This is a genomic window from Candidatus Moraniibacteriota bacterium, from assembly GCA_026396275.1.
GTDB lineage: Bacteria > Patescibacteriota > Minisyncoccia > Moranbacterales > JAPLXC01 > JAPLXC01.
Map to the genome: position 1 here is coordinate 1 of JAPLXC010000006.1, position 13413 is coordinate 13413.

The window sequence follows — 13413 nt, forward strand, 5'->3', positions numbered from 1 at the left end:
GTTCAATATCCTGTTTAGCAGAAGTGCTGCTTAAGTCCAAAACAACATCAAGCGCGTAGAGTTTGAATTGGTAGCGGTGAACTCCGGAAGGCGGACCCGCCTCGACTCGCTGTCGCTCGTCGACGCGAGGCGGGCAGGGACCTCCGTAGCCGGGTCGGCCGAAATCAGTCATTCCTTCTATTGCTCCTTCCGGCACGCTGTTTTCCGCGATCTCTCGGGTGTCCGGTTTAACATTCCAGATTGTCCAGTGAACCCAGTCCCCGCGCGGGGCGTCCGGATCGTCCACGATAAGTACTAAACTTTTAGCTACTGGAGACGCATCTGAAATAATAAGCGGCGGGCTAATATTTTTCCCGTCGCAGGTATAATCGGACGGAATATATTGATTATTTTCAAACGCAGGACTGGAAAGTTTCATAATTATTTTTTGATCACTAATTAAGGGCGGTTGTTTCTTGCTTCTGCTGACAATTACCATTATACCGCCTGAAATAATTATAAGCAATATAACAATGATAAATATAATCTTTTTCATAGAATTCAATCAAATTCCAGCAGGTCCTTGTTCCAGCAGCAATACTCGCAACTGGAATGATGTTTAGGCAAAGGCCCCTGGAGAAATTTTACCGCCGATTCGAAAGTTTCCTTGGCCAGTTCCGCGCTGGCAGCAATTCTCACCGGCTTAACGTTAAATTTGACGATGCCGCCGCTTTCAACTTTTTGGGGATAATAATAAACGAGATACGCCTCCTCGCCTACCGGAAAACCATTGGACTGCAAAAGCAAAAGATATGAACTTAACTGCAGCCGATAATATCTCTCGCTGTCACCGTCTTTAGGACTACTTCCCCTGGTCTTATAGTCCAGCGGAATATATTTTCCGTCTTCTAGAAGACAATCATCCATCGCACCGAATAGAACTGCGTTTAATTTTTCGTCGCGGTATTCCAACCCCGTACGCCAGTTGCGCCAGCGGTTCATAAGTTTTTTATCCGGCATAAGCACTCCTTCCACTTTTCCGGAAAGTTCCGGAGGGAGCGATCCGCGATACTGGTCAAAGTAATCCTTGATTACCAAATCCATTCCACTAGGAAGCGAAGGAAAAATTCCCCGCGGACGGTGCACTCCCTTGTTATAATGCAGCCAAAAACACCGCGGGCATTCGGCAAACAAATTAAGTCCGGTAGTGGGAGAAAGACGAATAGGATTATTGTTTTTCATATTTAATTATTCTCGCATACCTGCTAATTCCCTAGCCCTTAATAACTACCAGGGGACGCAATTTTGCGACTTTAAGAGCAATTCCGACGTTGTGGACGACGTTTACTACTTCATCTATATCTTTATAGGCCTGTGGCGCTTCTTCGGCAAGCCCGCGTATGGATCCTGCCTGGACATAAATCCCTTTTTTTTCCAGTTCGCGTTTAAGTTTCCCGGCGTCAACGCTTCGCTTAGCAGCGTGGCGCGACATTGCTCTTCCCGCCCCGTGGCAAGTTGAGCCGAAAGTTTCTTGCATCGCAGTATGTGTTCCTACTAAAACATATGAGGCAGTACCCATACTACCTGGGATAATCACAGGTTGCTCCGGGAAAGCCCGTGTCGCCCCCTTCCTATGAACAATTAATTTTTGTTTCGTGTTACATGTTTCATGTTTCATGATAGTGTGTTCTTCTATTTTGGCAATATTGTGCGCTACATCGTATAAAATTGAAAGTTCACCGCCCGGGTTTCCTAAAACTTTTTTCCAGGATTTTCTTATTCCCCAAGTGATAAGCTGTCTATTTGTCCAGGCGAAATTAGCCGCCGCTGCCATTGCCGAAAAATAATCCTGACCTTCCGGTGACTTAAAAGGCACGCATACTAACTCTCTGTCCGGAACGGAAATTTTATATTTCGGCATTGCTTTGTTCATTATTCGAATGTAATCAGTTGCCACTTGATGGCCAAGTCCGCGCGAGCCAGTATGGATCAGAATGACTATTTGATTAAGATATAAACCGAAGGCCTTGGCACAATCTTCATCAAATATTTCATCTACTCTGTCTATTTCCAAAAAATGGTTTCCCGCTCCCAGGGTTCCCAATTGATCTCTTCCTCTATTTTTGGCATGTTTGAAGACCGTTTCCGGCCGCGCTTCGGGAAGCGATCCACTGGACTCAATGTGCTCCATATCTTCTTTTTCTCCGTATCCTTTTTTAACTGCCCAGCCAACACCACCGGCCAGGACCTCATCCAATTCCCGGCTGTTGAGTTTTAATTTTCCTCCCCGCCCGACACCGGAGGGAATTGTTTTATATAATTCATCAGCTAATTGACTAAGATAATTTCTGGCATCCTCGTAATAAAGATTTGATTTCAGGAGCCGCACTCCACAGTTGATATCATAGCCAATGCCGCCGGGAGAAATAACGCCATCCGGATAGTGAGTCACTGCTACTCCGCCAATGGGAAACCCGTAACCCTCATGAGCGTCCGGCATAACTAAGGCATTCTTTTGGATGCCAGGAAGAGTTGTTACGTTTATTAATTGCTCCAGTGACCGGTCGCGACCAATATCGTCCAGCATTTTTCCGGTAGCGTAAATCCGCGCCGGAACGCGCATATCTGATCGGTATGACCGGGGTATTTCCCAGAGATAATCAGATATCTTATTTAGATCTTTTTTAGAAACAGTCATTGTGCATCTAAATCAAAAATTAAATATCGAAAATTATTACTGTTTCATAGTTTCCTTTCTCATTCTTCTTTATCTCCGCTTCGTGGTAAGTAACTGCTTTGATATCCTCATCAAATCCATCAACTTTTTTCCCATAGACATTGGTTTCAAGACCGGTGTCGGTTAATTTTTCTATGTCCGCTTTTCTAAAGACCGCTTTTTCTTCCTGGGAATAAGTCAAAACCTCGGAAAGAAAATCAATAAGAAGCGACGTTGTATCTGGCGCTGTTAAGTTTATACCCTTAACAATTTCCGGCTTATTGTCTCTATTTTTTATTTTTTCCGCCAGAGGCGGACCCGCCTTTGGCGGGGAACTTTTAATTATATTACTCATCCCCTCCAGTGCCGCTTCAAAAAGACCCGCCAAAGTATCGGATTCCACGTAAAGCCGCGTATCGGCCGTGTGAGGCAGCAATTTATATGATTTCATATCTCTTTGTGAATAATTTCTTCTAGGCCTTTCCTCCTTTTTCTTTCCGGCTTTTCAGCGGAAAACCCCAAAGGAATTATGGCCAGCGGTATCATATTTTCTTCCAGACCCAAAATATCCGATACTTTCCCTTCGTCAAATGCTCCGACCCAAACGGAAGAAAGGCCAAGATTAGTAGCTGTTAGCTGAATATAAGCGGCAAATATAGTAGCGTCCTGGATGGCATAAAGCGTTCTCCCCCGTTCTCCGTATTTGGCGGCTGATTCTTCAGGAACCGCACATATCACCAAATTAACAGGTGCTTCTGCTACTGATTGCTGATCCAAAGCGGCCTTCGAAAGCTTTTTTCGCATGGCTTCATCTTTTATAATTACAACCTTGAATGCCTGTAGGTTTCCGGCTGAAGGAGCGCGACTGGCCAGTTCCAAAATTTTTTGCAGGGTCTCTCGCGGGATCTCTTTTCCCTGAAACTTTCTCACTGATTGCCTTGTTCTTAAAACATTTTCGAATTCCATTTTTATTTGAAATTAAATCTTAACACCTTCTTTTTGTAAAAGACTAATTTTATTCTTCGTTCCTCTGTTATATCCCCCGATTTTTCCGTCCGAGCGAATCACCCGATGGCAGACAATTTTAGGATCGTAATTTTTATTTAGGATGCTGCCTACCGCCCGCCAGGCGCGCGGACTACTCGCCCGCTTGGCTACTTCCCGGTAGGTTAAAACTCTTCCTCTGGGGATGCGGGCCACAACTTTTAAAACCCTGTCCTTAAATGTACTATTTCTTTTTCCCGCTCTTTCTTTCATTTTTTAGCCGCGTTACACTTAAGTGTTTTTTATAACGGAATGGTGAAGGGGTCCGGTAGCCCGGTTTTCCCTTTCTGCCACCGACTTTTGCGTAGTTTCTCATATATTTCTATTTTACTCTTTTTTGCTCTTTTAGGAAAAATTAAAAGCCGACCTATGAAGCTGATCAGTAGTTATCCACAATTGCCACCTGGCGCGAATTGTTATATAATTCTATTGTAAAACAAAACACTGGCAGGCCTTAGGGGGATTTTTCATTTTTAAGATCCGCCAGTCAAAACAAAATTGTGAAAAATGAAAATCAAAATGAAAGTGAAATAACCGAAGCCGAAAAGACCCATAAAATCCAGTCGCTGCGGGAAATGATAATGAGCGCCGAAAAAACAATCCAGGGCGCCAAGGCCATGCTGCTGCAATTGGAAGGAAAGAAAAAAACAGGAAGAAAAAGAAAAAGCGAATCAAAAGAAGGCGACGGCACTATCATTGAAGGCACGTTCGACGGCCAGATTATGATCGGAATAGACGGAAAGCAGTATCCGGTGCCGGCTAATTACGCTTCCAAATCCAAGCTCGTCGAAGGAGATATGTTAAAACTGACTATCACTCCCGACGGGTCTTTTATTTACAAGCAAATCGGCCCGGTGGAGCGCCGCCACGCCATTGGAATCGCGAGCCAAGACGAGCGGGGAAATTATTATGTGATTGCTGAAGGCAATCCCTACCGGATTCTTTTGGCCTCAACTACCTATTATAAAGTCGAGCCAGGTGACGAAGTGGCCATCGTGGTTCCGAGGTTTCTTGAGAGTTCCTGGGCGGCCATTGAAAATGTCATCAAGAAAGGAAAAGATAAGAGTTTGGGAATCGTCAGCCGGAAGTTTGATATTGACAAAGAGATAGAATCCCTGAAAGAAGAAGTCCAAATGAAAAATGGAAATGAGCCAGCTACGGCGGGCAGCCAAGAGGAGGAGTCGGTAGCCGACGAATGGACCACGGACATCAAGGAAGTTGAAGAAGAAATTAAAAATGAACAGCAATAAAAAATTAAAATACAAAAAAATGGAAAGTCCACCAGGTGTAACCTTAACCAAGAGAGATTATTTTCTAGTTTCTTTTATCGGATTATCATTTGCGCTTTTCTCAATTCCGATTCTCAAAAACATTAACCTGCCTTTTCTTAAATTAAATTTGATAACTGTACTATTTCTTGTAATATTTTTCGTAATTTTTGCCAACCTTGCTTTATGGATAGCTTCAATTATTGGCCGAAGGATACCGATTGCCTTTCAGTTTGCAAAGTTTGGAGCTGTTGGTGCTTTTAATACTTTTTTGGATTGGGGAGTTTTAAATATTCTAATCGCTCTAACAGGAACTGCTGCCGGCATTGGCTATACCGTTTTTAAAGGCATTTCTTTCATCGTCGCTAATATCAGCAGTTATCTTTGGAACAAACATTGGACGTTTGGATCGCAAGAAACCGCCAACGCGCAAGAAATGGGAAAATTCTTCGGGGTTAGTGTTATAGGACTAATAATAAACATTTCTCTCGCCTCCATAGTCGTTAATGTTATTGGGCCTCAGGCCGGTATGTCTCCCGAGCGCTGGGCTAATGTTGGAGCACTACTTGCTACTGTTGTCTCGCTCATTTGGAATTTCGTAGGATATAAGCTCTGGGTGTTCAGAAAATGATATAACTGAACCTTAATGAAATCCCGAAAACCAAGTTTATTGAGAGCTTGGTTTTTTGTTACTTTAAAACGTTGCGACGAACTCACCATGGTGATATAATATCTATGGATTCAAGGGGTACCAATAGGTACTCCAAATTAGTTAAATCAGTCCTATGTCTACCACTTTATACCGAAAATACCGCCCCCAGACATTTGCTGAAATCGTCGGCCAAAAGCCCGTCGTTCAGACGCTTTCCAATGCGGTGAAGCACAATCGCATCGGTCAGGCCTACCTTTTTGCCGGTCCTCGCGGGACAGGAAAAACGACACTGGCGCGAATTTTTGCCAAAGCCGTTAATTGTGCCAATTTGCTCGGCAAGGAACGAGACGCAAGCAAATTGAGCATCCGCCGAAGCCCGGCGGAAGCGGGTAAAAATCCTAAAAAAGATTTCGAACCCTGCAACCAATGCGATATTTGTAAGAACATAAACGAAGGCCGATCCCTTGATATCATTGAAATTGACGCCGCCTCAAATACCGGAGTGGACAACATCCGGGAATTAAGAGAAACCGTAAAGCTTCCTCCCACGCAGGCGAGATTTAAGGTCTATATTATTGACGAGGCGCACATGCTTTCCACCGGAGCATTCAATGCTCTCCTGAAGACCCTGGAAGAACCACCGGCTCATGTCATTTTCATTCTGGCCACCACCGCCATCCACAAAATTCCGGAAACAATAATATCGCGCTGCCAGCGGTTTGATTTTGCCCGGCTTTCGCTGGAGCAGATTATCAAAAAACTTTCCTTTATTGCTAATCAGGAAAAAATTGAAATTGAAAAGAATGCTTTGGAAATGATTGCCTTGGCGGCCGAAGGAGGAATGCGCGACGCTGAATCATTGCTTGCCCAAATTATCTCCTTTGAGGACAAAAGCATTACTTCCAAGGAAGTTGAGGAAATATTGGGAACAACGGGGCATCAGTCAGTTGAAAAAATGGCCGGATTTATTCTGGAAAAAAACGCCGCCGGGGCGCTATCTCTGATCAATAAGCTTTCTGATGACGGCGTCAACCTGGAAGTGTTTTACAAATCGCTTTTGAATTACCTCCGCCAGTTGATGCTTGTCTCCGTTGATCTAGATTTAGCTCATCTCTTTTCTCTGGAACTCACCGCCGAGCAAATTAAGACGTTGGAATTGCAAGCGCACTCCTCTTCCAGCCAGGAAATACTGCACATTATTAACTGCCTGATTGAGACCAGGCAAACGGTTCGATTCTCTTTTATTCCCCAGCTTCCGCTGGAGCTGGCGGTTATAAAGGCCACTCAGGAAGAGACAATAAGTAATAAAGAGAAAGCAGAAAGCAGGGAGTATGAAAAGGGAAATATGAAACAGGAAGCAGGAATCATCCTGCCTGCTTGTCCGTCCTGCAGGCGAGACGGCAAGGCAGGAAATCAAGAATTAGAAGTGAAGAGTGAAGAGGCAAGAAAAAGGGGAGTCGCCGAAAAAATCAGCAATGAAAGAACCGAGATACCTGCTGATTTGACGATTGAATTGGTGGAAAGCAAATGGAATGAGCTACTCCGGGAAATCAGAAAGTACAACCATTCGCTGGTAGCTCTTCTTTCCAACTGCCAGCCGGTGGAAATCAAAGAAAATAAAATTATAATTGCCACCCGCTACATCTTTTACAAAGACAAGCTCAACGAGAGCAAAAGCCGGATGAGAATTGAAGAAGTCCTTGAAAAGATTTTGGGCGCTAAAGTAACTACTAAGTTCGTCACGGAAGAAGAGGCGGGAATAAAGATAGGCAGTAAGAAGCAAGAAGAAAGCGCTAAGCGGGGTTCCAAAGACAATCCGCTGCTGGATGAAGCGATGAAGATAATGGGAGGTCGCCTCGTCGGCGACCCGCCAGAGACGGGTAAATAGGAAGTAACCTTTGCCTGCCCGCCATCGCCAGGATTTAAGCTGGGAGGTCGTCTAATGGTAGGACAGCAGCCTTTGAAGCTGTGAATGAAGGTCCGACTCCTTCCCTCCCAACCAGTCAGACTTTTTCATCGAGAGATCTATAGGCCTCAAAGAAAGCCCCGAAATTTCTGATACTTCTTTGCATGCCCAAAAATTGTACAGCCACTGGAAAAAATTCGTTATTATGCTAAAATAGAAACTGATAGTAGATAAGGGAAAATTTGAGGCGCGGTTAACGCCGGTTATCATCATGTTAGCAGGCGCTATTTTTTATCCAGTTCCGGTTTTCAGCGTCAATTAAGCATAAAATTGATAAATATGATACTTATTCTATTTTTTCTTCTCATCTTAACAGCATCGGCTTTCATACCCAAGTACGTCGTTATTCTTCTAGTCCTAAACGTAGTTATAGGGCTTTTTTTGTCAATTTTTCAAATAATTATCGTCTTATTGCCAGACTTCAAGCCAAAACGCGGCAAAATGAGCGCAGAACCGTTTGTTTCAATTTTCGTGCCGGCATATAACGAACCACTGACCATTCTCATGCAAACGCTGGAAGCGCTTTCACGCCTCAAATACGATCACTTCGAAGTGCTGACCATTGACAACAATACCAAGGATCCTGCCGTCTGGAAGCCAGTGAAAACATTCACAAGGACGCTCAGAGAAAAATGCTGCTGTGTTGTTGGACGCATTTTTACGAAAGCAGGAATAAAACCCTGTTTTTGCTTTTACAATATTCGAGGATTGTTTTGGTTGAAGATAAAATTATTGACCATCTCCCTAAAAAAATGTATGCTAATAGTATATATATTCTATAAATTGCGCGAATTTAGCTTTAATTTTTCTTTACTATAAGTAATTATGACAAACAAAAGGATGAATCAATGAAACCTATAACGAAAAGGCCTTGGGGAGAATTTGAAATACTGGACCGTTTTTTTTCAGATGAGCCAGGAAGTAAAACTGAAATCGTAATAAAAAGAATTTCTGTCAATCCTGGCAGTAAACTTTCTTTGCAGTCGCACGCGCAACGCTCCGAACAATGGAATGTAGTCTCCGGGAAAGGAGAATTCATTATTGGTGATAAAAAAATTTCTGTGAAAGTCGGTGATTGCGCTTATGTGCCTCAAGGCGAAAAACATCATATGATCAACAGTGATAATGTAAAATCGCTTGTGGTTGTCGAGGTTGACAGGGGACTTTTTGATGAGGATGATATTGTTCGATATGAAGATGACTACGGACGCGTATAGATTATTATTTTAAGATATTTATTATGGTTCAAGTTAAAGACGAAGGAATTATTCTTCAGGCAACCAATTTGCCGTTTGAAAATGAAGCGGTGCTCAATCCGACGTGTATTGAAGCAAACGGAATTACGCATATGTTTTATCGAGCAGTGCGAAAGGGCGATCTTGTTTCTTCAATTGGATATTGTCAAATCGATGAGAATGGGAAAATAGTTAATCGACTTGATCATCCAATTTTGGTTCCTGAACATGACTTTGAAAAAAAAGGCATAGAAGATCCTCGCATCGTTTTTTTGGATGGAATATATTATTTTTTTTATACCGTCTATGACAGAAAAAATGCCATGATTGCCTATGCTACCAGCAAAGATCTTGCGCATTTTGAAAAACATGGAATTATTTCGGCGCAATTTACTTACGATGAAGTAGAAGATTTATTTAGACAGTCGAGAGTGCGAGAAAGATACCAATTTTTTGAATCAGTGCTGAAAGACCGAGTAGGGAAAGATGTTTTTCTGTGGGAAAAAGATGCGTTTATTTTTCCGAAAAAATTTAACGGAAAATTTGCTCTTATTCATCGAGTACTCCCTGGAATCCAGGTTGCTTATTTTAATTCATTTTCTGAGCTCAATGACAATTACTGGCGAAAATATTTTGTTGAACTTGATAAGTATATCATTCTTGATCCAAAGTATGAGTTTGAGAATCGCAACATCGGTGGCGGAGCGGTTCCTATTGAGACGGAGGATGGCTGGCTCCTGATTTATCATGCAGTAGAGGATTCAAAATACGGAAAAATTTATCATGCCAGTGCCGCGCTACTTAATCGCGATAATCCTACGCAAGTAATCGGCCGTTTGCGAGTGCCTCTTTTTTCTCCCAAAGAGGAATGGGAAAAAAAGGGGGATGTCAATAATGTAGTTTTTCCAACAGGCTGCGTTGTTCGCGACGGCCAACTTTTTATTTATTATGGAGCGGGCGACAAGCTCATTGCCGCCAAAAGTATTAATTTAAAAAGTTTACTTTCCGAATTGAAGAATGACGCTATTTTGAATTAAATAAATGTATGAAAATAATAAATAAAAATTGGATTGTCTATTTGTCAACTTTTCCTCCCAGAGAATGCGGCATAGCTACATTTACCAGAGATCTTATTAATGTTTTTAATGAGCTTTTTTTTCCTCAAGAAGAAGCGAAAGTCGTTGCTTTGAATGTTAATGAATTGAGTCGCTTGAATTACCCCAAATCGGTCATTATGCAAATTTCTCAGACCAAGAAAAGCGAATATGCGAAAGTTGCCCAGCAACTTAACAAAATACTTTCAGTAAAATTAATTTGTATCCAGCATGAGTTTGGTATTCATGGTGGTAAAAAGGGCTCGTATTTGCTTGATTTTTTACGTGAGATAAAAAAGCCGGTTGTGATTGCTATGCACACTATTCTACCGGAATCAAACCCATATTTTGAAAAATACAAGGAAATTGTAGTGGCTATCAATGATTATGTCAGATGCATTATTGTGATGACTGAAACGTCAAAAAAAATATTAATGGCTGATTATGGCATTCATCCCAATAAAATCAAAATCATTCCACACGGCATTCACGCTACTCCTTATCAAGGTACTGCAAAAGCTAAGCTGGCGCTTGGATTAAGCGGAAAGACGGTAATTTTAACTTTCGGACTCTTGAATGAAGGCAAAGGAATTGAGTATGCTATTGAGGCTCTTCCGGAAGTAGTGAAAAAATTTCCCAACGTGGTCTATTTGATTGTGGGCGCGACTCATCCAGTAGTTTTAAAAAAAGAAGGAGAAGCATATCGAAATAATCTTAGCAGACTTGTATTTAAACTCGGTTTGAATAAAAATGTTATTTTTTATAATACATATCTCCCGACAGAAAAAATTTTGCAATTCTTACAAGCGACAGATATATATCTTTCACCTTCTCTTGATCCAAATCAAGCAGTTTCAGGAACACTATCATATGCTCTTGGCGCCGGACGTTCAGTAGTTTCAACTGCCTTTGCCCAAGCCAAAGAAGACGTGACAAGAGAAGTTGGAAGATTAGTTGAATTCAAAAATCCTTCAGCTATTGCCAGGGCCATCAATGAGATTTTAGATGGAAAAAATCTTGGAATAGAAATGGGTAAAAAGGCCTATTTCAGAACCAGAAAGATGATCTGGCAGAATGTCGCGCTTTCTTATATGCAAGAGTTTATAGCTATTGTGCCCGAATTAGGATTGCAGGAAAAAAATTTACCTGAGATTAAGCTCAAACACTTAATAAAATTGACTAATAATTTTGGCATGCTCCAATTTGCAAAACTTACAGAGCCGGATCCGGATTCGGGGTATACTCTGGATGATAATGCACGAGCATTGATTGCGGTTACTAGATATTATGAGAAATATAAAAATGCAACAGCCTTAAAATTGGCTCATATTTACCTCAAATTTCTCAAGTATATTTTTAGTAGTCCTGGGTGCCACAATTATGTTAATCACGACAAAACACTTAACGTTGAACGCAATACTCAGGAATGCTTGGATGATGCTTGCGCACGTGGAATGTATGCGTTGACTGTCGTGGCTGCTTCGAAATCTATGCCACTGTCAATAAAAAAGAAAGCTGCAAAAATTTTTAGGATGAAGTTTGATTTAAATAAAATAGTGCCTGTTCCGAGGGCAGCGGCATTTTATATAAAAGCTCTATGTGAATGGTTAGAATACGATTATGACATAAGATATGAAGTTATGCTAAAAAAATATTGCAAATATCTTGTGGGATTATATAAAAAAAACAGTGAACCTAACTGGCAGTGGTTTGAAGATATTTTGGCTTATTCAAATGGTGTCATTCCCGAATCTCTGCTCTTGGCATACAAACAGATAGGCGATCAAAAATGTTTTAATATTGCCAAAGCTGCGCTTGATTTTCTCGCATTCCATTCATTCAAGATAAATCGTTGCGCTCCTGTTGGGCAGAGCGGTTGGTTTAAAAGAGGTGGAAAGAAAACGCTTTATGATCAGCAACCGGAGGAAGTGACGGCGCTTGTTTTAGCGCTAAAAGCAATGTATGAAGTGAGTGGTGATACAAAATATAAAGAAAAGATTCGCAATGCCTTTGACTGGTTTCTGGGAAATAATATGTTGGGTCAGGTAGTCTACGATCATACGACAGGCGGATGTTATGATGGGGTCGGAGAAAAAGAAATTAATTTGAATCAAGGGGCTGAATCAACGGTGTCCTATCTTATTGCTCGCATGACTCTTGATTAAATGGTAGTTGCGATTGGTAATTTGGACAAAATATCGCCACTTTGAAATTTTAGATGAGAGAAATAAATTGGAGCCAATCAAATTTGAGACTGGTTATAAGCTTTTTAATTATCAAGAATTGGAAAATTTGGATAATTTGAAAGATAAGTTTGGTTTGGTGATTATTGACGAGATGGCCGGGTCGGTTAAAAAAGTCGAAATGATTTCACCTGCCAAATGCAGGGATAGCGTAGAAAAACGCTTTTCAGTAGAACGTATGGTTAATGAATACGAAAATCTTTTTAAAAATATTGCCTTGAAATAAAACAAAGAGAGACAAAATAATGGATAAAACTAACCGATATTATTTTTAGTTTTACGGTTTTAAATCCGGTATATAAATATAACTATTTGCTTTCATAAACACGGTTCTAACGTTGTCCACGATGGTCAACCACGAAAAACTATGGACCCAGAAATTTTGAAAAAATTTGAAGAGCAGGAAAGGAAACTGGAGGAAATCCATTCTTCTGTTGAGAAAACGAGGAAGTATTTTCTCTGGACGCTTATTATCACCGTCGTTACTATTGTCCTACCGCTGGTAGCTCTTGTTTTCATTCTGCCCTGGTTTCTAAAAATCATTACTTCAGCTTACAGTTTCTGACCGGCTCTGCCGAATAAATCTCCTCTCATATTTGTACTAAAAATAGAAAGGTGGTTTCAAATTTACCCTCTTATGCAAATTCCAAAAAATCTTCCCCAGTTTAAGGACTATCCGACGCTTTTTGTATCCAGCGGAGAATACGAAGCCAGGTTTTATCTGGCACTGGACGGAAAGCTGGAGGAAAAAAATACTATTAAAATGCCGCCCCGCGAAGAGGCCCGGGAAAAACAAGGTTTTATTGGGATTTCTTGGGGCCAAGCCAGAGTAGGAGCGCTTTCCCACCACGGTCAGTATATTGCTGATCTTAAAAGAAAATTCGCCCGCCGGGCTCACACGGCTATTCATGATCTTCTGGCTGGTTATCGAATTCGTGAAATTTATCTTTTTGCGCCCCGCTACGTTGCGGAGCGTTTAACGGCAAAACTTGATAAAGCCGAGAAGAAGAAAATCAAAATGAAATTCCCCGGCGAATACACGAAAATCAGCCCATTGGAAATGATTAAAATGTTCTGGAAAGATTCCCAAGCAGCGGTAAATCCAAAAGAACCATTAAAAAACGAAGTAAAGAAAATACTTAAAAAATTAAGAATTAGATAAAAGGATTTGCTGACATTAATATTATCTTCAATAAAAAAGAGCCCCGCCAATACC

Annotated in this window: 15 protein-coding genes, 1 tRNA gene and 1 pseudogene; 11 read left to right on the forward strand and 6 right to left on the reverse strand. The window is 41.4% G+C overall.

What is annotated here, in order from left to right; translation table 11 throughout:
- From NT136_01710 to NT136_01735, 6 genes are all read right to left on the reverse strand, one after another.
- The coding region (locus tag NT136_01710) for a YbhB/YbcL family Raf kinase inhibitor-like protein (protein ID MCX6765658.1) at positions 1 to 535 on the reverse strand (535 nt) is incomplete at its 3' end.
- Positions 536 to 540: 5 nt separating this feature from the next.
- Entirely contained in the window at positions 541 to 1221 is a 681-nt protein-coding gene (locus NT136_01715; protein ID MCX6765659.1) for a PD-(D/E)XK nuclease family protein, read from the reverse strand.
- Positions 1222 to 1252: 31 nt separating this feature from the next.
- Complete coding sequence (locus tag NT136_01720; GenBank protein ID MCX6765660.1) at positions 1253 to 2602, reverse strand: RtcB family protein; 1350 nt, start codon at positions 2600 to 2602, stop codon at positions 1253 to 1255.
- A 94-nt stretch (positions 2603 to 2696) separates the two neighbouring features.
- On the reverse strand, positions 2697 to 3146 hold the full coding sequence (locus NT136_01725) for an archease (GenBank protein ID MCX6765661.1): 450 nt from the start codon (positions 3144 to 3146) through the stop codon (positions 2697 to 2699).
- The gene (locus NT136_01730) at positions 3143 to 3661 is read right to left on the reverse strand and encodes a nitroreductase family protein (GenBank protein ID MCX6765662.1); all 519 of its coding nucleotides are present in this window, start codon (positions 3659 to 3661) and stop codon (positions 3143 to 3145) included. The genes NT136_01725 and NT136_01730 overlap by 4 nt, the downstream gene beginning before the upstream one ends.
- A 12-nt stretch (positions 3662 to 3673) precedes the next feature.
- A complete protein-coding gene (locus tag NT136_01735) occupies positions 3674 to 3952 on the reverse strand; it encodes an MGMT family protein (GenBank protein MCX6765663.1) in 279 nt (92 codons plus the stop codon).
- Positions 3953 to 4239: 287 nt separating this feature from the next.
- Here NT136_01735 and NT136_01740 point away from each other — a divergent pair, with 287 nt between their 5' ends.
- The 11 genes and pseudogenes from NT136_01740 (at position 4240) to NT136_01790 (ending at position 13359) form a co-directional block, all read left to right on the forward strand.
- The gene (locus NT136_01740; protein ID MCX6765664.1) at positions 4240 to 4989 is read left to right on the forward strand and encodes a hypothetical protein; all 750 of its coding nucleotides are present in this window, start codon (positions 4240 to 4242) and stop codon (positions 4987 to 4989) included.
- Positions 4976 to 5638, forward strand: a complete 663-nt coding sequence (locus NT136_01745; protein ID MCX6765665.1) for a GtrA family protein — start codon at positions 4976 to 4978, stop codon at positions 5636 to 5638. Before NT136_01740 ends, NT136_01745 begins: the two co-directional genes overlap by 14 nt.
- Positions 5639 to 5792: 154 nt before the next feature.
- Positions 5793 to 7547 (forward strand): DNA polymerase III subunit gamma/tau, encoded by a 1755-nt coding sequence (gene dnaX / locus NT136_01750; GenBank protein MCX6765666.1) that lies wholly within the window; start codon positions 5793 to 5795, stop codon positions 7545 to 7547.
- Positions 7548 to 7587: 40 nt separating this feature from the next.
- Positions 7588 to 7661: transfer RNA gene (locus tag NT136_01755), tRNA-Gln, on the forward strand.
- Between the two features lie 417 nt (positions 7662 to 8078).
- Positions 8079 to 8231 (forward strand): annotated as a pseudogene (locus NT136_01760) (glycosyltransferase).
- A 209-nt stretch (positions 8232 to 8440) separates the two neighbouring features.
- Complete coding sequence (locus NT136_01765; GenBank protein ID MCX6765667.1) at positions 8441 to 8842, forward strand: phosphomannose isomerase type II C-terminal cupin domain; 402 nt, start codon at positions 8441 to 8443, stop codon at positions 8840 to 8842.
- A 23-nt stretch (positions 8843 to 8865) separates the two neighbouring features.
- Complete coding sequence (locus NT136_01770; GenBank protein MCX6765668.1) at positions 8866 to 9897, forward strand: pesticidal protein Cry7Aa; 1032 nt, start codon at positions 8866 to 8868, stop codon at positions 9895 to 9897.
- Between the two features lie 8 nt (positions 9898 to 9905).
- The gene (locus NT136_01775) at positions 9906 to 12119 is read left to right on the forward strand and encodes a glycosyltransferase (GenBank protein MCX6765669.1); all 2214 of its coding nucleotides are present in this window, start codon (positions 9906 to 9908) and stop codon (positions 12117 to 12119) included.
- 67 nt (positions 12120 to 12186) lie between these two features.
- A complete protein-coding gene (locus tag NT136_01780) occupies positions 12187 to 12423 on the forward strand; it encodes a hypothetical protein (GenBank protein ID MCX6765670.1) in 237 nt (78 codons plus the stop codon).
- A 141-nt stretch (positions 12424 to 12564) separates the two neighbouring features.
- A complete protein-coding gene (locus tag NT136_01785; GenBank protein MCX6765671.1) occupies positions 12565 to 12762 on the forward strand; it encodes a hypothetical protein in 198 nt (65 codons plus the stop codon).
- Positions 12763 to 12834: 72 nt separating this feature from the next.
- Complete coding sequence (locus NT136_01790; protein ID MCX6765672.1) at positions 12835 to 13359, forward strand: hypothetical protein; 525 nt, start codon at positions 12835 to 12837, stop codon at positions 13357 to 13359.
- Positions 13360 to 13413 lie beyond the last annotated feature (54 nt).